This window comes from Acinetobacter sp. Ac8, assembly GCF_055392545.1.
In genome coordinates, this window is sequence record NZ_AP043689.1 from 4647761 (window position 1) to 4665672 (window position 17912).

A 17912-nucleotide genomic window follows, 5' to 3' on the forward strand; every position below is an offset into this window, starting at 1 on the left:
TTGTGTATCAAAGATACTATTTTTAATCAGTTCAATTTTGTAATATGCCAGACGCATTCTCATATTTGCTTTTTCAAAATACTCAAATAAATCACATTTTTAACTTATTTATTGAACTATTATTTGTTTTATTCACTTAGTATTTCAACCAAATGAATTGAATTACACCTCATATATATCGCGTATTGAATGCGAATACAACTGAATTTAATGAATCTTGCGTACTATTGTAGGACAATGATATTCGAGAATTGTGTGTTTTTAGTACACTAAAGTTTTCAACAGTTTACAGACACTTATCCACAGTTAGGTATTTTTATTATTCAATTGCTGATTTAAGAAAGGATGCTTAGGCATCCTTTCTTATTACTTTCTCAAACAGCAACTAAGCTCTGCTTTTTGGCTTAGACTTTGCTTTGCCATTTCCAGAAAATGGTTTTTTATCACCTGTTTCGCGCGGCGGTAAACCTGTATGTTGTGTCAATATTTGACCACGCTCAGGACGCTTTTTGGTATTGGAAGGACGCGATTGAGTTTTCGCCTGTGAATTACGGCTATCCCCAGTACGCTTTTGCGAATCACCGTCAACAGTCGAATTTTTCTTACGGGCAGATTGGTATTGCCCTTCAGTTCCTTGCGGTTGATAAGTTGGAATCAGATGATGCTTAGAGTTACCAATCAAATCTACCCGGCCCATTTCACGTAATGCATCACGTAGTAATGGCCAGTTGTTTGGATCATGGTAACGCAAGAAGGCTTTGTGTAAACGACGACGCTTTTCACCTTTTACAATATCCACACTTTCGGTATAACGAGCCACTTTGGCCAACGGGTTTTTCCCGGTGTGATACATCGTGGTCGCTGTCGCCATTGGTGATGGATAAAAGGTTTGCACCTGATCGGCACGGAAACCATTTTTCTTAAGCCAGATCGCAAGATTCATCATGTCATAATCCGTTGTTCCTGGATGTGCAGCGATAAAGTACGGGATTAAATACTGTTCTTTACCCGCTTCCTTACTAAAACGATCAAACATCTGTTTAAAGCGATCATAGGTCCCGATTCCCGGTTTCATCATCTTCGACAATGGACCTTTCTCGGTATGTTCTGGTGCAATTTTTAAATAACCGCCAACATGGTGTTGAACCAGTTCTTTGACATATTCAGGGTTCAATACCGCAAGGTCATAACGTAAGCCTGAACCAATCAGAATCTTTTTGATGCCTTTTAATGAACGTGCTTTGCGATAAAGTTGAGTAAGTGGTGCATGGTCGGTATGTAAATTTTGACATACACCTGGATACACACAAGAAGGTTTACGACAGTTCTTTTCAATCTCAGGATCTTTACACTGCAAGCGATACATGTTTGCAGTTGGACCACCTAAATCTGAGATGATGCCTGTAAAACCTGGGGCTGTATCACGAATTTTTTCAACTTCACGTAAAATTGATTCTTCTGAACGGTTTTGAATAATACGACCTTCATGTTCGGTAATCGAACAGAATGTACAACCACCAAAACAACCACGCATGATATTTACAGAGAATTTGATCATATCAAATGCAGGGAAACGCGCTTCACCATAAGCTGGATGTGGTAGACGCGCATAAGGCAAGTCAAACACATAATCCATTTCTTCGGTGGTCAATGGAATCGGTGGTGCATTTAACCATACATCACGTTCACCATGCTTTTGTACCAATGCACGAGCATTCCCCGGATTGGTTTCAAGATGCAAGATGCGGTTGGTATGTGCATAAAGTACAGGATCGGTTGCCACTTCTTCAAAAGCAGGCAAACGAATCACAGCCAATTCACGCGGCGGTAATTTATGTTTAATTGCTTTAGATGTCGGCAGTAAACGTACAATCTGGGTATTCTCATCCAGTTGATCACCTTCACGAACAACAGGATTTGCCACCAATTCTTTTTGGAAATTTTGATATTGGGTTAAAGAATTTCCTTTACCTTGTTCAATTTCACAACCATCTAAATCTTCAGTCATCACATAAGGATTGATGATTGGATCAACACGACCAATCGCATCAACATCATTCGATGCAATTTCAACAAACTTGGCTTTAGAAACACGATTAATTTTATTGACGATGAATGCCGTACCACGAACATCGGTGATTTCATGAATTTTTTCGCCTTTGGCAAGACGATGCATAACTTCAACAACAGACCGTTCACCATTGCCATACATCAATAAGTCTGCTTTGGAATCCATCAGCACTGAACGACGAACTTTGTCTGACCAGTAATCATAATGTGCAATACGGCGTAATGATGCTTCGATACCGCCCAATAATACGGGTACATCAGGAAATGCTTCACGACAACGCTGACAATATACAGTTGCAGCACGGTCAGGACGTTTATTGGGTAGATTATCTGGTGAATATGCATCATCAGAACGGATTTTACGGTCAGCCGTATAGCGGTTGATCATAGAATCCATATTACCCGCGGTCACACCCCATGCAATATTCGGTTTACCTAGCACTTTAAATGCTTCAGCAGAAGTCCAATCTGGTTGTGCAATAATCCCGACACGGAAACCCTGTGCTTCAAGCGTTCGGCCAATAATTCCTGAACAGAACGATGGATGATCGATATAAGCGTCACCACATACCAGAATAAAGTCACAACTATCCCAACCGAGTTGATCCATCTCCTCACGTGACATTGGCAAAAATGGTGCTGGTTCAAAGCACGATGCCCAATATTTGTCATAATCAAACAACGCAGTAGGCGCTGTCTGAGCAGTATAAGCGGTCGACATGGTGAGTTTCTCGATTGGCAGTTGGCGATCGGGAGAGATCTAAAATGAAAGTTGATCATTTTACCATGAATTTTACTCATGTTGTTTGATTAAAAAGTAAACATTTTCTCTTGGTCTTCTATTTGGTCTGTTATTGATAGCTTTTTAAGATGTTAAAGCTATTCGTCATCCGTTATAAAAGGAAAATTTACCTATCATGATGGATCGTTTAAAAGCGCAGCGAAATTGAATAGAAAAGCTTAGTTAACGCTATTTAGATGCAGCAGCTCATACTTTTACCTGATCTTTATGAAGTGTTTGATTTAGTTTTAAAGCCACCAAGAGCCCAATACAAAGTACGCAAGTCATCGTAACTGTTAGGCCAAACCATCCATATTTTTCCCAGACTAAACCACTACTGCTGCCCAAGAAACTTGAACCAAGATAATAACAAAATAGATAAAGCGAAGAGCCGACTGCACGATATTGTAAGGATTGTACCGATACCCAACTGCTTGATGTGGAATGTGCGGCAAAAAATGAGAAAGTAAAAATCAATAGGCCAATCAAGATCACCCATAATGATGGAATCAGCATCATCCATAACCCCAGAATCATGCTTGAGAACATCACAATCAGTACCTTACCTCGTCCAAATTGACGACTCCAACTGGCTGCACGAGGTGAACTATAAATGCCAGATAAATAGGCAATCGAGATTAAACCAATCCATGTTTGTGACAATTCAAAAGGTTTTTCTAACAGATGATAACTCATGTAATTAAACACGGTCACAAAGCATCCCATCAGAATAAAACCTTCGACAAACAATAGTCTCAGCTTTGGGTCAGAAAGATTTTTCTTAAAGGATTCGATAAAACGTGTGAATTGAATGGGATAAGATTTAAAGTGTTTAGAGGCAGGTAAGGCTATGTAAAATGTAATCGCGATCAATAAATTAAGTAGACCAATAATCATCGTCGCAGTTTGCCAAGAGATATAATCCAGCAATACCCCTGCAATCAAACGCCCGCCCATTCCCCCTATTGCTGTCCCTGAAATATACAGCCCCATGGCAAAGCCAACATCTTTTTGTGCAATTTCTTCACCGATATAGGTCATTGCTACAGAAGCAACACCACTAACAGCCAAGCCAATCATCATACGTGTTGCAAGGAATATTTCCCAATACGGTAAAAACGAACTCAGCAATAATAAGCTTGCGGTGGAAAATAAAGAAATGGCCATGATCTGCTTACGACCATAACGATCTGAAATCAGCCCCGCAAAAAGAAGCCCTAAGGCTAAGGCAATGGTGGAAAATGAAAGCGGGAAACTGCTATGGGTTGGCGTAACATGAAAAAAACTTGCCAAAAACGGCATCATCGGCTGAACACAGTACAACGATGAAAATATAGCAAAGCCAGCTAAAAACAATGAAAGTAAAATTGCGATAAAAGGCCGAGTGCCATACTCAATATAAGCTGTAGATTCAGGTGCTTCAGACATAATTATTCCTCATGTCCGTTCAGTATACGCCTATTTTTAACTCTTGATAAAAGCTAAAGTTTTATTGCAGACAATCCCTTGATGATTCAAGTCAGATATGAATTTTAAATATTTGATTTAGAATAAAATTACATGAGTAAATGCAGAAATCAGAAAATAAAAAAGAGCGTATTTTTTAATACACTCTTCTCGTAATTTTTCAATATATTGAAGTTAAATTTAACCAGCAAGAATCTTAAACTTTTCGTTCTTCAATATTGAGTGCATTGATTGCGAGTACCGCTTGAGTACGGTTCTGTACACCTAATTTACGGAAAATTGCCGTCACATGCGCTTTAATAGTCGCTTCCGAAACATCAAGTTCATAAGCAATTTGCTTATTCAATAAACCTTCTGCAACCATCATCAATACACGGAACTGTTGTGGTGTTAACGATTGAATACGTTCAGCTAAAGCTGTTTCATCTGCGGCACGCGGGTCAAAATTCATATTCGCTGCAGGTAAGTTTGGCGGTAACCAAATATCACCATCCAGCACTTGGCGAATTGCTTCCCCAATATGACTTGGATGCGCAGATTTAGGAATATAGCCCATTGCGCCATGTGCAATTGCACGTTGAATAATGGACGCATCTTCGTGAGCAGAAACCACAATAATAGGAAGTGCAGGATACTGTGCACGAACATGTACCAATGCAGAGAAACCCGATGCGCCTGGCAGATTTAAATCCAACAAGACGAGATCTGGTTCTGGACCATTTTCCAAACGCTCATAAAATTCATTAACAGCCGCAGTTTCACTAATTTGAGCCTGTGGCAAACTATAACGAACCGCCTGAATTAACGCATGGCGAAACAGTGGATGATCATCAACGATTAAAATATTCATAAGCGAAGCGAGAGATCTCTAGCGCAGTTATTTCATTCTAACCGCACTATTGCTATTTAGGATACGTAAATATTAACGAATTTTTGAATAATTTGTCGGCTTTAATTAAAATTCCCTACAATCTTTAGGTCATTTATCGAAATTAAGATTTAAATATCACTTTTAAATATAAAATAAACAGTTAAAAATGAATTACTTATTCATTTTAAGAATATTATTTAACTTCAAATACTTAAAAGACGAAATCGTGCATTATTCAAAGGCTTTGTGGTTTATCTTAAAAACAGATAACCAATCTGTTTTTCATTATTTTACACTGCTTCGTCAAATATAGATTAATGAATGGCATTCCGAGATTCAATTTATTAGGTTGCCAACATGTCTATTTATACTCAACAAAAACCATTAAATATTGTTGCTGTTTCAGGGGGATTAAATAACCCTTCAAAAACCGAAAGTTTAGTTCAAGCGATTTTAGATGAGCTGGGTCAGGCAACACCGATTCATGTTCATTTTATTAAATTCAGTGAAATAGGCCATTTGTTAGGGGGCGCAATTTATCGCAACCAACTGCCACAACGTGTTCAAGATGACTTAGCTGCCGTAGAAGCAGCAGATGCGCTCATCGTGGGAACACCTGTTTATCGTGCATCATTTACTGGTTTATTTAAACATTTCTTTGATTTTGTTGAACAAACAGCGCTAGTCGATGTTCCTGTATTGCTTGCTGCATCGGGTGGTAGTGACCTTCATGCTTTAGTTCTAGAGCATCAGTTACGTCCATTATTTAGCTTCTTTCAAGCGCAAACGCTGCCTATTGGTGTCTATGCAACAGATCGTGACTTCACACCTGAGTACACCATTAAAAGTGAACACATCCAAGACCGTATCACTTTAGCCGTCGCACGGGCATTGCCAATTTTAGAATGGGCGCCTGCAAAAGGTCAGCGAGCAGAAGTGGTGAAAGCCAAAACAGAACAAGCCAATCAAAATTTAGGCATCAACAAACAGATTGAGCAAGATGATGTGCTTCCTTCCGCGGCGATACCAGACTTGGATGCGGCAGAGTCTCGTCTACATGCAAAATCCAAAACACCACAATCACAGGTTGCTTAAGCGCAACCTTGTTATGAATAAATCATAAAAAATTGAGGGTTATGATATGTCACAGTTTTCATCGAATAATGGTCAAGCAATTCGATTTGCCTATTGGGTTCCCAATGTCAGTGGCGGCTTAGTGGTCAGTAATATTGAACAACGTACAGACTGGAGCTATGACTACAATGTCCGTTTGGCACAAGCTGCCGAAAAAAGTGGTTTTGAATATGCCCTCACTCAAATTCGTTTTACCGCAGGGTATGGCGCTGAAAATCAACATGAATCTGTGAGTTTTAGTCATGCACTTTTAGCCAAGACTGAAAAATTAAAAGTAATTGCAGCAATTCTTCCGGGACCATGGAAACCTGTTTTAGCCGCAAAACAGTTGGCGACCATTGATTATCTGACCAATGGGCGTATTGCGATTAATGTCGTAAGTGGCTGGTTCCGTGGCGAGTTTGATGCCATTGGTGAGCCATGGCCTGAACATGATGAACGCTATGTTCGTTCTGAAGAGTTTATTCGTACGTTAAAAGGTATTTGGACGACAGATAATTATAGTTTTGATGGTAAATATTATCAGTTTAAAGACTACACTTTAAAACCAAAGCCTTTGCAAAAACCCCATATTGAAGTATTCCAAGGTGGAAGTTCACGTGCTGCACGTGACATGGCTTCGCGTGTTTCAGATTGGTATTTCACCAATGGCAATACACCTGAGGAACTAAAAAAACAAATCGATGATATTCGTGAAAAAGCCAAGCTAAATAACCACTCAGTCAAAATCGGGGTCAATGCTTTTATCATTGCTCGTGACACTGAAGAAGAAGCAAAAGCGGTTCTACAAGAGATTATTGACCAAGCTAATGTTGAAGCAGTCAATGCCTTTGGCGATGCAACCCGTGAAGCGGGCGCAGCATCTAAAGAAGGTGAAGGTAACTGGGCAAAATCAACCTTTGAAGACTTGGTGCAATATAATGATGGCTTTAAAACCAATCTGATTGGTACACCGCAACAAATTGCTGAACGTATTGTTGAACTCAAAAATGTAGGCGTAGATCTGGTGTTATCTGGCTTTTTACATTTCATCGAAGAAGTTGAATATTTCGGTGAAAAGGTCTTGCCTTTGGTTCGTCAAATTGAAGAAGCGCAAAAAGATCAAATTACTGCAAAATCAGCTTAAGGCCTATCTCTTCATCGATGGTGCTGTGAAAACAACAATAAATAACTAAAACAGCTTTGCAGCTTTCCCTCTTGACTCGGCTTGAGGGATTTTTTTTAGAATAAATAAAAAGCATTTATAAAAAATAGAATCGTATAAATCAGTACAATTATCCTTACATACATTAGCCAACTTTTGTTTTATTGAATCATCGAGTATATTTGTTCTATACATATACTCAACAACCGCAATCTTGGAAAAAATTTCTTTCAACCTTAAAATACGCCCTTTTTGTAGCATAGATGGAAAAAGTGGGTATGGTAGTTTTAAATAAAACAAAAACGATATTTTGCGTCCTCATCGCCAGCATGAGCTTGACGACCTATGTAAACGCCAACGAGATACCTGCAACGTCTATAAAGGTTGAAACTGCGATGAATACTGCATTTCAGCCATTAATGAAAACTTATGCAGTGCCCGGTATGGCAATAGGTATTTTGTATAACGGAAAAAGTTATGAAAAATACTACGGCGTACAATCACTTGCGAATGCGAAAGCCGTAAATAAAAATACCCTTTTTGAATTAGGTTCAGTCAGTAAGATATTTACTGCAACAGCAGGTACTTATGCACAAAATTTAGGCAAAATTTCTCTTCAAGACCATCCTGGGAAATATATACCCGCATTAAAAAACTCAGACATTAATCAAGTCACACTCTTAGAATTGGCCACCTACACCAGTGGTAATCTTCCATTGCAATTTCCTGATCAAATAAAAACAGATGCGCAAACACTTAAATATTTTCAAGATTGGAAAGTCAAAAACCCGATTGGTCAATTTCGACAATATTCTAATCCAAGCATAGGGCTATTCGGTGAAGCGACCGCTAAAGCCATGAACATGCCTTTTAGCGCTTTATTAGAGCAAGTGATTTTCCCCAAGCTAGAACTCCAACATACTTATGTCCAAGTTCCTAAAGCACAACAAGGCAACTATGCCTTTGGTTATGATCAAAATAATCATCCGCTTCGGGTCACTGCTGGCGCTTTTGATGCGCAAGCCTATGGGGTGAAATCTAGCCTACCTGACATGCTACATTTTTTAAATTTAAACTTAAATCCAGATCAAGCCAAAGCAGCGATTAAACCTGCAATTCTAGCAACACATACGGGTTACTTTAAAATGGGTGATATGACCCAAGCCCTTGGCTGGGAATCGTTCAGCTACCCAGCTACATTAAACACACTATTAGAAAGCAATTCTGATCGGGTTGTGATGCAATCTAACCCTGTTGAAAAAACCCTCGTGAAGACTGGTTCAAGAGTCTTCCATAAAACTGGCTCCACCAATGGTTTTGGAACATATGTCATTTATATTCCACAAGAGAATTTTGGCTTGGTGATGTTGATGAATAAAAAAATTCCCAATGCTGAGCGAATTAAGGCAGCGTATGAAGTGCTCAATAGCTTAAAGCAAAAATCCAATCCTTGATGCTGAAGCATGCCAGATCTCGTTAGGCTTTTGCTTTGTGCATTGTTCAATCATTCATGTTGTATCTATTGCAGGGCAACATAATTGTAGCTGTTAATAGGGGGGTATAAGACATACCCCCTTATCCAACACAGATTTTTTTCAATCTAAGCTATGGCAATACCAACGCTAAAGCTCTAAGAATGAAATTTTATAAAATGTCATCGGTCAGCTTAGGTTCAAGCGTAAAAACTTGGATCAGGCACTTTTCCAGTCAATACCCATTCCCCTACTTCCTGGTACTTATAATCAATCGGATCATGCAAGGTCTGAGTACGGACATTTCGCCAAAAACGATCTAAATTCAATTTGGCTGTTGTCGCTCTGGCACCCATCACTTGGAAAATATTCTGCGTTATAAACAGCGAGCTATTGGTTGCAGCAATTTTTGCAGTCGCAATAGCAATTGAGACTTCACCACGTTGTTCTGCTGTTAATTGCTCACTAATATTCCAAGCCGCTTGCAATGCTGCAATGGCTTTATCGGCAAGTAAACGTACACTTTCAAGCTGTACATAAAACTCAGCAAAATGCTTCTGGGTAAACGGATCATTCACCGCATTTTCAGCCAAAGACGTTGACCATGCTTTCTGACTTTGTATGGTTTGTCTTGCAAGGTCAAAGGCACCTTCAGCAACGCCTAAAAACAGATGCACAAAAATCAATTGCGCGATCAAAGGTCGTAAACTGGAGTAAGGTGTACTTAATGGTCCTGGATTTAACAATAACTCATCTTTGTGAATTTTGACCTGTTCAAAATGACTGGTACCGCTATCTGTTTGGCGCTGCCCCATATTATTCCAATCGCCTAAAAAACTGACCCCTTCTCGACGTGTTGGGATCACAGCTATCAGTAATTTTCCAGCATCATTAAAGCCCGAACAAAGCAGTATGTCTGAATCTATTGATCCTGAGCAAAAGCTTTTATCACCATGAAAAATAAAGTCGTTCTCAGTGAGTTGTTGTACCTTCGTGCGCTGATCTAAAGGGTTTAAAGTATTGCCCCAAAACAGGTTGTTACGAGCGGTGTGTTCAAACCATGACGAATATTGTTGAGGTTGAGCAAATAACTGTACAGTGGCGATTAGTAAATGATGAAAACCATATACATGTGCTAGGGAACTATCGACTTGTGCAATACTTTGAATGGTCTGGAAAATTGTTTTCCAGTTTGCCCCCTGCCCGCCATATTGTTGTGGAATAGACAGTCCCAATAAGCCACTTTGACGAATCAAATCCCGTTCCAGCTTCGGATTACCACCTGCTTTATCACGCTCAGCAGCAGTCTGCGCAAATTGTTCTGCCAATTGCTTTGCCGTTGCTAAAGCAGAAAGGTTTAACGCCTGTTGAGGTGCATTCATCATATTTACTCTTATTCCCAGTGCCTTGAGCTTATCAAATCAAGTAAGATTTCCTTATCTCAATGCCTGCATTACTTATTCTGTGGTTTGAAAATCAATAACAAAAAATACCGCTAGAATTTCTCTAACGGTATTCAACTTTTGGCTAGCAAAATCAAGAGACTTCAATCACTAAGAATTGGCCTTAACCTCTGTAATCAACTGATCTACCACACCGGGATCAGCCAAAGTAGAAGTATCGCCTAAACTATCTAACTCATTGGCAGCAATTTTTCTCAAAATGCGTCGCATGATTTTTCCAGAACGGGTTTTTGGTAAAGCAGGTGCCCAATAAATTGCATCAGGTGTTGCCACAGGTCCCAGCACTTTACGTACCCAACTGACCAATTCTTTACGTAATTCTTCAGTTTCAGCTTCACCGGCCTGCAAGGTCACATAAGCCGCTATGCCTTGCCCTTTAATCTCATGTGGCATACCAACAACAGCTGATTCAGCGACTTTTGCATGCGCAACTAAGGCACTTTCAATTTCAGCAGTGCCCAAACGGTGACCCGAAACATTCAGAACATCATCTACACGGCCTGTAATCCAGTAATAACCATCTTTATCACGGCGCGCACCATCACCAGTAAAATAACTGCCTGGATAGGTCGAGAAATATGCTTCAATAAATCGCTCAGGATCGCCCCAAATAGTCCGCATTTGCCCCGGCCAAGAATTCTTAATAATCAAATTGCCTTCTGCTTCACCTTCGAGTTCTTGACCCTCAGCATCAACCAATGCAGGTTGTACGCCAAACAATGGACGAGTTGCCGAACCCGGTTTAAGTGGGGTTGCACCCGGCAGTGGAGAAATTAAAATACCGCCTGTTTCAGTTTGCCACCATGTATCCACAATTGGACAACGGCTTTCACCCACAACGGTATAGTACCAATTCCATGCTTCTGGATTAATCGGCTCACCCACGGTACCCAATAGACGCAAACTGCTACGGTCACTTTCACGCACAAAAGCATCACCCTCACGCATCATGGCGCGGATCGCTGTTGGTGCAGTATAGAGAATGGTAATGTTATGCTTATCTACAATATGCCCTGTGCGTGCCCATGTTGGATATTGTGGTATACCTTCGGACATGACGGTGGTTGTACCATTGGATAATGGTCCATAAAGCACATAAGAATGCCCCGTAATCCAACCCACATCTGCGGTACACCAGAACACATCATCTTGTTTAATATCAAAAACTTCACGGAAAGTTGAATTGACATAAGTTAAATAACCACCCGTAGTATGTAACACTCCTTTAGGCTTTCCTGTTGATCCAGACGTATATAAAATAAATAAAGGATCTTCGGCATTCATCGGTTCTGGCGGACAGATATCTGTGACCGTCATAATTTCCATGTGATACCACAGGTCACGCCCCTCCTGCATTGTTATTGGATGGCCTGTTCGATGCACCACAATCATTTTTTCAACGGAAGTGGTTCCATCCAGCGCCAATGCTGCATCTACATTCTCTTTTAAAGGAATCGTTTTACCACCACGCATACCTTGGTCAGCGGTAATCACCAATTTAGCTTGACTGTCGTCTATCCGACTTGCCAATGAGTCTGGAGAGAATCCACCAAATACCACACAATGCACTGCCCCTATTCGGGTACAGGCCAGCATGGCAATCGCCGCTTCAGGGATCATCGGCATATACAAAATGACTCGATCACCTTTCCCGATTCCATTTTTCTTTAAGACATTGGCAAAACGACACACTTCATCATGCAGCTCTTCAAAAGAAATGATTTTATGGCGAGATGGATGATCCCCCTCCCAAATAATTGCAGGTTTCAGTGGGTGTTCTTTTAAATGACGATCTAAACAGTTGGCACTGACATTCAGTTGCCCATCTGCAAACCATTCAATTTTAAAATTATCTTTGTCGTAGCTGGTATTTTTTACTTGAGTAAATGGCTTAATCCAGTCCAATTTCTTTGCAGCTTCTGCCCAAAACTCATCTGGATGCTCTACTGACTGTTGATAACGTTCAAAGTATTCTTGTTCATTGGTCCTTGCTGTTTTAACAAATTGTTCTGGAACTGGATAGACTTCATTCATATTCTGCTTCCTTGATTTGCCACCTCATCACGAGATGTATGCCTACGTTCTTGATTTTATTTGCTGCATGTGTTCAGTATTACGATAGCGCATTTCGGTTAACAATTGTGCTTTGGTCGTAGACACGGGGGTCACTTTAACCATCGGAAAATCTTAAGTCATTTGCCAAAATATTCGAATTTTCAATATCTATGGAGTTTTTTTGATCTTATAATTTGTAGTCAGAAGTGCATATGGTTTTTTTCAGAAAAAAACATTTCCTTACCGAACTCATTCAACTGGACGCGATCATCATGCAAATACAAGAATCGTCGACTTTTTTTTCAAAGCATCAAGTATCACCAGTAGATTATCCCCTTTCCACTCAAGGCCGCTTTAATCGTTTGAGTTATATTGCTTGGTTTGGATTTTTGCATCTCATTTTTACCATTGCATTGCTTGCCCTCGGTCTAGTCTTTGGCATTGTGAATTTACATTCACTGCAATTCAGCCAACATGCGATAAATTCGATTTCAGGATTAGGACAGTTCACTTACCTCGCACTCAGCTGTCTTTATTTATATGGAATGATGGTTGTGATTATTCGCAGGCTGCATGATCGTAATAAATCTGGTTGGTTTATTCTGTTATTGCTGATTCCCATTGTGCAATTTTTGATGCTGCTGTATTTACTCTTTGCGCGTGGTTGTAATCGTGCCAATCGTTTTGGTCACCCACGCCCATCGACTTTTATTGAAAAATTAATGGCTTGGCTGATGCTAATAGGTTTTATTATCAGCTTAGTTAGCTCTATAAGTGTGGTGTCATTTATGATTGGTACTGGAGAAATTGAAAATCCAACAACAATCATTGAAAAAGGGACTAAATATTTTTAAGGATAATTAATGCTTAATTATGCACGAACATGAGTTAAATATTGATTCACAAATATTATTTTTATTTGTCCGTCATAAGAAAAACTGTAATCAAAGCTTAACTTCTTTGAAATTTCAGGCAAAATATGCCAATTATTTTATTGGACATGATTGTGGCTGAAGAAGCAAATGCATTGAGTACCGTTGCGCAAGACACGACTCAATTGATCCATTCTGCAGGCGAAAAAACTGCACAAACAGTGATTCAACATACTGAAAAATATAAAGACGCATACTCAACCATCGACAAGTTTGTTGATGGTTTTTGGGAGCGTATGCCATATTTATGTATTGCGCTGATCGTCATCACTATTTTCTGGTTGTTGTCTAAGCTTTTTAAATTCTTTGTCCGTAGAACACTCGAAAACCGTACTTATACTCGCCAAAATTTAGTTCTGGTACTGAATCGTGTCGGCAGTACCGCAATTATCTTTTTTGGTTTCTTAATTGCCATGGTTATCGCAATTCCAGGCTTTACTCCTGCTCAACTGATGAGTGCTTTGGGGATTGGTTCGGTCGCGATTGGTTTTGCATTTAAAGATATTTTCCAAAATCTACTTTCTGGAATTTTGATTCTTTTGGGTGAACCGTTCAAGATTGGTGATGACATCATTGTCAACAATATGGAAGGTACTGTCGAAGATATTCAAATTCGTGCAACTTTTTTACGTTCTCCTGATGGGCGACGTATCGTGATTCCAAACGCAACTGTGTATACCAGTGCCGTGACGGTAAATACCGCTTACCAACGCCGTCGTTGTGAGTTTGTGGTTGGGATTGGTTATGAAGATGATGTACAGAAAGCCAAAGACATTATTCTTAAATTGCTTGATAAAGATCAACGTATTTTAAGCCAGCCGGGCTTTACTGTGAATGTTTCTGCTTTGGCGGATTTCTCTGTCAATTTAACCGTTCGTTGGTGGGTAGATACCACGCAAGTGGTTACTGCGGCTTCGATCAGTGAAATTCAAGAACGTGTGCTTGAAGCCTTTGCGGATAATAATATTTCGATTCCTTATCCTGTTCAGGAAGTCAAAGTCTACCGCGGTGATCCATCAGCGGATGACATCGAATCAGCTCGTGCTAAATAAGCGCCCCAATACATAAGGGATCGCGGTTTCAGTACGCAAAATACGGTTGCCTAAGCTCACTGCTTGGCAGCCGTTTTTTATCAGTAAATCCACCTCATAAGGTATAAAACCACCTTCGGGTCCAATAATCACAGTACATGAATGATCGATAGCAAATGGCATTTTCTGTTCAGTATACGGATGTGCCACATAAGCAGGATTTTGTGGCGTAATGAAGCTAGGTAAGACATCTTCAACAAAGGGTTTAAAGCGTTTGTAAAGTTCAATTTGAGGAGCGATGGTATCCCCCGCCTGTTCTAATCCCAAGGTAATGTAATGATCAATTTGCTGTAAAAAAGGGCTTTGCCAATAACTTTTATCAACCCGATAACTATGAATCAAAATTAATTTTTCTACCCCCAGTGTCACCGCATCCATAATTAAGCGGCGTAACACTTTGGGGCGTGGTAATGCCACAATTAAAGTTACGGGCAATTTTGCTGGAACAGGCTCTTCTTGAATCGGTCGAAGTAAAATCGTATGTTCTGAAATATCAACAATTTCAGTTAAATAACGACTGGCACCCTCAACGCCAACCTTAAGCGTATCTCCAACTTTGGCAGCAAGATGCGTGTGCAAATGTTCAACTTGCCTTTTTGAACTGATTGTCCAAGTTTCAGCTTGTGTTTGACGAGGATCAAGAAGGACGATGTTCATAAAAAATTCTGGTTCGTTTCACTTTTAGCTGATGGTGTTTATTCATCAACAATGTATAAATTATAAATACTGATCAATCACTGCAATATGTTTGTATAAAGAACCCTGATTACGCTTTAAAACATCAATCGCATGCTGGCTTAATTGCTGGGCAAAAGCTTGATCTTCCAAACAGCGCACCAATAACTGAACCACCTCATCAACAGTTTGCCCCACTTTTAAGGCATCTGCCTGTAAGAACTCATCCACAATGGCTTGAAAATTAAAATAATGCGGTCCAATCACGGTGGGTACATCTAAAACCATAGCTTCTAAAATATTATGTCCACCACCGGGTTCATTTAACGACCCACCAACAAAACATGCCTGACTCAATGCATACCACAGCCACATTTCACCCATACTGTCTGCCAAATAGACTTGGGTATTCGACTCGATTGCTTGCTCTAAGCTCCGACGCTGTGTTGTTAAATTTAAACTTTGTGCAGCAGCAAAAACCTCATCAAAACGTTCAGGATGGCGCGGGACAACGATTAACAACCAATCTGGATATTGTTCTAAATAGGTTTTAAATGCGAGAAATAATTTTTCTTCTTCAGGTGCATGTGTACTGGCGATAGTAATGATTTTTCGATTTGCTAAGTTCCAGTCCTGCTGCAACTGTTGTGCTTTATGGATAAATTGTTCAGGTGCAGAAATATCAAATTTAATACTTCCAAGTACTTGTGTTTTATCTTGCGGCATACCCAGATCAATAAAGCGTTGCTGCGTTGCAACATCTTGCGCCAATAACTGATCTAATTTCTGTAGCATTGGACGGGTCAGGCTTGGAACTTTAGCATAGCCTTTGGCAGATTTTTCTGAAAGCCGTGCATTCACTAAAATACAAGGCACTTTAAACTGTTGAGCTTGGTCAATAAGATTTGGCCATAGTTCAGTTTCAACCAAAATCAGTAATTTGGGTTGGTATTTCTGATAAAAATCAGCAACTAAATAGCGCTGATCAGCAGGCAAATATACCGCTTGAAATAATGCTTGATAAGGTGCTTTTAAGAATAACGATTTGGCACGTGCTTGGCCTGTTTTTGTCGTATTGGTGACTAAAACAGCATGACCTGCTTTTAAATAATGTTCGATTAAAGGCTGAGCAGCATTGGTTTCTCCGACTGAAACACAATGAAACCAAATGGCATGCTGATTCTTTACATCTTGAAAGGGGCCAAAGCGCTCAAGACATTCTTGTTGGTATTCTGCGCTATCTTTCGCACGTTTTTTGATACGCCATTGATACAAAGGCTTAACGATTTTAAGTGCTGTGTTATACCAAAAAGGAGTAGCCAAACAGAATGTCTCAATATAGATGAATGGGCAAATATAACAGAGCCATATTCAGTTGTTAATGAATAATATTTAACGATTTGTTGTCAGCAAGGTAGTCGACCGCATGCTAGAGCAAATCTGATCCATCAACCAGCAACAACGCTAGCAAAACTTGGCTTTACAGGGATGAAAAAACGCTTATTGGTAAAAGGTAGTGTTGTACGCCTTAACCAATGGCGATATCCATGCCATGTACAATAGATATGCCTTGTAAGAGTCAACGATACAAAAAGAAAACTGGTTAAATTTATCTGAGTTGTGGATGTGAATGGGTATTCCATTCACATCCAGAGAAAATACAGTCTTTGTTTTATCCCAAAGCAGGATAATCAATATAGCCTTCCGCAGTTTGTGAACCAATCATATTTTCAAACACCAATTCATTTAAAGGTGCGTCTTGAATCAAACGTTCATACAAATCAGGATTGGCAATATAAGCTTTACCGAAAGACACCGCATCTGCTTGACCTGATGCCAAGAGTTTGATGGCATCTTCACGACTTAAACGCATATTAGCAATATATGGCACACCGTTTGAACGTCGCTTCATATATTCGCTGATACTGTCATCGGCTAAATATTCACGTGTAAAGAAGAACGCAATTTTACGTTTACCTAATTGTTCCAAGACATAACCAAAGGTTTCACGTGGATCAGCATCCCCCATATCATGCTCATCACCGCGAGGCGCTAAATGTATGCCCACTCGGCCTGCACCCCATACTTCAATTAAAGCATCCATCACTTCAAGTAAAAGACGTGCGCGGTTTTCAACAGAACCACCATATTCATCTTCACGGTGATTGGTTGAACTTTGTAAGAACTGATCAATCAGGTAGCCGTTGGCAGCATGTAATTCAACGCCATCAAAACCAGCCGTCTTGGCTTTAATTGCAGCTTGTTTAAACTGTTCGGTGATGTTATGAATTTCAGAGATTTCCAAAGGTCGTGGCACAACATAGTCACGTTTTGGACGTAATAAGCTGACTTGTCCTGCTTGTTGTATTGCACTTGCAGATACAGGCGTTTCCCCATCGAGTAAATCTGGATGTGAGACACGTCCCACATGCCATAACTGCGCCACAATCAAACCACCTTGGTCATGAACCGCTTGGGTTACAGACTTCCAGCCCTCAACTTGCGCATCGGTAAATAGCCCTGGTGTATTTAAATAACCATTGGCTTGTTCTGAAATCACTGTTGCTTCAGAAATGATTAAACCTGCACTGGCACGCTGTGCATAGTGCTCAGCCATGATTGCCGTGGGTACCCGATCAGCGGTAGCACGGCTACGGGTTAAAGGCGCCATCACGACACGATTTTTTAAATGTAAATCGCCAAGTACAAGGGGAGAGTTAAGTTCAGCCATATTTGCCTCATCACTCGCTTTCTGAT

At 40.1% G+C, this 17912-nt stretch carries 13 protein-coding genes; 5 read left to right on the top strand and 8 right to left on the bottom strand.

Annotated features, from left to right (window positions below; translation table 11 throughout):
* Positions 1-385: 385 nt before the first annotated feature.
* From ACZ5QH_RS22055 to ACZ5QH_RS22065, 3 genes are all read right to left on the bottom strand, one after another.
* Positions 386-2791, bottom strand: coding sequence for a YgiQ family radical SAM protein (locus ACZ5QH_RS22055; RefSeq protein WP_004723458.1), 2406 nt, complete (start codon positions 2789-2791; stop codon positions 386-388).
* A gap of 267 nt (positions 2792-3058) precedes the next feature.
* A complete protein-coding gene (locus ACZ5QH_RS22060; protein WP_303577751.1) occupies positions 3059-4279 on the bottom strand; it encodes an MFS transporter in 1221 nt (406 codons plus the stop codon).
* Positions 4280-4514: 235 nt separating this feature from the next.
* Positions 4515-5168 (bottom strand): response regulator, encoded by a 654-nt coding sequence (locus ACZ5QH_RS22065; protein ID WP_004823671.1) that lies wholly within the window; start codon positions 5166-5168, stop codon positions 4515-4517.
* Positions 5169-5546: 378 nt separating this feature from the next.
* On the opposite strand from ACZ5QH_RS22065, the gene msuE reads away from it, so the two are divergent.
* The 3 genes from msuE to ampC all read left to right on the top strand — a co-directional run bounded on the left by msuE (position 5547) and on the right by ampC (position 8921).
* A complete protein-coding gene (gene msuE / locus ACZ5QH_RS22070; RefSeq protein WP_303577750.1) occupies positions 5547-6284 on the top strand; it encodes an FMN reductase in 738 nt (245 codons plus the stop codon).
* Between the two features lie 46 nt (positions 6285-6330).
* Complete coding sequence (gene sfnG, locus ACZ5QH_RS22075) at positions 6331-7449, top strand: dimethylsulfone monooxygenase SfnG (RefSeq protein ID WP_034614949.1); 1119 nt, start codon at positions 6331-6333, stop codon at positions 7447-7449.
* A 347-nt stretch (positions 7450-7796) separates the two neighbouring features.
* Positions 7797-8921, top strand: a complete 1125-nt coding sequence (gene ampC / locus ACZ5QH_RS22080) for a class C beta-lactamase (protein ID WP_419761944.1) — start codon at positions 7797-7799, stop codon at positions 8919-8921.
* 218 nt (positions 8922-9139) lie between these two features.
* Here ampC and ACZ5QH_RS22085 read toward each other — a convergent pair whose 3' ends face one another.
* Complete coding sequence (locus tag ACZ5QH_RS22085; RefSeq protein ID WP_151956331.1) at positions 9140-10324, bottom strand: acyl-CoA dehydrogenase family protein; 1185 nt, start codon at positions 10322-10324, stop codon at positions 9140-9142.
* A gap of 168 nt (positions 10325-10492) precedes the next feature.
* On the bottom strand, positions 10493-12436 hold the full coding sequence (gene acs / locus ACZ5QH_RS22090) for an acetate--CoA ligase (protein WP_234624175.1): 1944 nt from the start codon (positions 12434-12436) through the stop codon (positions 10493-10495).
* Positions 12437-12729: 293 nt separating this feature from the next.
* Here acs and ACZ5QH_RS22095 point away from each other — a divergent pair, with 293 nt between their 5' ends.
* Complete coding sequence (locus tag ACZ5QH_RS22095; protein WP_303577749.1) at positions 12730-13311, top strand: DUF805 domain-containing protein; 582 nt, start codon at positions 12730-12732, stop codon at positions 13309-13311.
* A gap of 146 nt (positions 13312-13457) precedes the next feature.
* Positions 13458-14441 carry a mechanosensitive ion channel family protein gene (locus tag ACZ5QH_RS22100; protein WP_373868811.1) on the top strand — a complete coding sequence of 328 codons (984 nt, stop codon included), beginning with the start codon at positions 13458-13460 and terminating at the stop codon, positions 14439-14441.
* Here ACZ5QH_RS22100 and ACZ5QH_RS22105 read toward each other — a convergent pair.
* From ACZ5QH_RS22105 to ACZ5QH_RS22115, 3 genes are all read right to left on the bottom strand, one after another.
* Positions 14424-15137 (bottom strand): 16S rRNA (uracil(1498)-N(3))-methyltransferase, encoded by a 714-nt coding sequence (locus tag ACZ5QH_RS22105; RefSeq protein ID WP_105714209.1) that lies wholly within the window; start codon positions 15135-15137, stop codon positions 14424-14426. The genes ACZ5QH_RS22100 and ACZ5QH_RS22105 overlap by 18 nt on opposite strands.
* 60 nt (positions 15138-15197) lie before the next feature.
* The gene (locus tag ACZ5QH_RS22110) at positions 15198-16478 is read right to left on the bottom strand and encodes a 3-deoxy-D-manno-octulosonic acid transferase (protein WP_303577748.1); all 1281 of its coding nucleotides are present in this window, start codon (positions 16476-16478) and stop codon (positions 15198-15200) included.
* 349 nt (positions 16479-16827) lie between these two features.
* The gene (locus ACZ5QH_RS22115) at positions 16828-17886 is read right to left on the bottom strand and encodes an alkene reductase (RefSeq protein WP_154129778.1); all 1059 of its coding nucleotides are present in this window, start codon (positions 17884-17886) and stop codon (positions 16828-16830) included.
* Positions 17887-17912: the final 26 nt, after the last annotated feature.

Excerpts from the sequence above, each read along its gene's own strand:
- ACZ5QH_RS22115 (WP_154129778.1), bottom strand. The coding sequence starts at position 17,886 with ATGGCTGAACTTAACTCTCCCCTTGTACTTGGCGATTTACATTTAAAA.
- sfnG (WP_034614949.1), top strand. The coding sequence starts at position 6,331 with ATGTCACAGTTTTCATCGAATAATGGTCAAGCAATTCGATTTGCCTAT.
- ACZ5QH_RS22060 (WP_303577751.1), bottom strand. The coding sequence starts at position 4,279 with ATGTCTGAAGCACCTGAATCTACAGCTTATATTGAGTATGGCACTCGG.
- ACZ5QH_RS22065 (WP_004823671.1), bottom strand. The coding sequence starts at position 5,168 with ATGAATATTTTAATCGTTGATGATCATCCACTGTTTCGCCATGCGTTA.
- msuE (WP_303577750.1), top strand. The coding sequence starts at position 5,547 with ATGTCTATTTATACTCAACAAAAACCATTAAATATTGTTGCTGTTTCA.
- ACZ5QH_RS22085 (WP_151956331.1), bottom strand. The coding sequence starts at position 10,324 with ATGATGAATGCACCTCAACAGGCGTTAAACCTTTCTGCTTTAGCAACG.
- acs (WP_234624175.1), bottom strand. The coding sequence starts at position 12,436 with ATGAATGAAGTCTATCCAGTTCCAGAACAATTTGTTAAAACAGCAAGG.
- ampC (WP_419761944.1), top strand. The coding sequence starts at position 7,797 with ATGAGCTTGACGACCTATGTAAACGCCAACGAGATACCTGCAACGTCT.
- ACZ5QH_RS22100 (WP_373868811.1), top strand. The coding sequence starts at position 13,458 with ATGATTGTGGCTGAAGAAGCAAATGCATTGAGTACCGTTGCGCAAGAC.
- ACZ5QH_RS22105 (WP_105714209.1), bottom strand. The coding sequence starts at position 15,137 with ATGAACATCGTCCTTCTTGATCCTCGTCAAACACAAGCTGAAACTTGG.
- ACZ5QH_RS22095 (WP_303577749.1), top strand. The coding sequence starts at position 12,730 with ATGCAAATACAAGAATCGTCGACTTTTTTTTCAAAGCATCAAGTATCA.
- ACZ5QH_RS22055 (WP_004723458.1), bottom strand. The coding sequence starts at position 2,791 with ATGTCGACCGCTTATACTGCTCAGACAGCGCCTACTGCGTTGTTTGAT.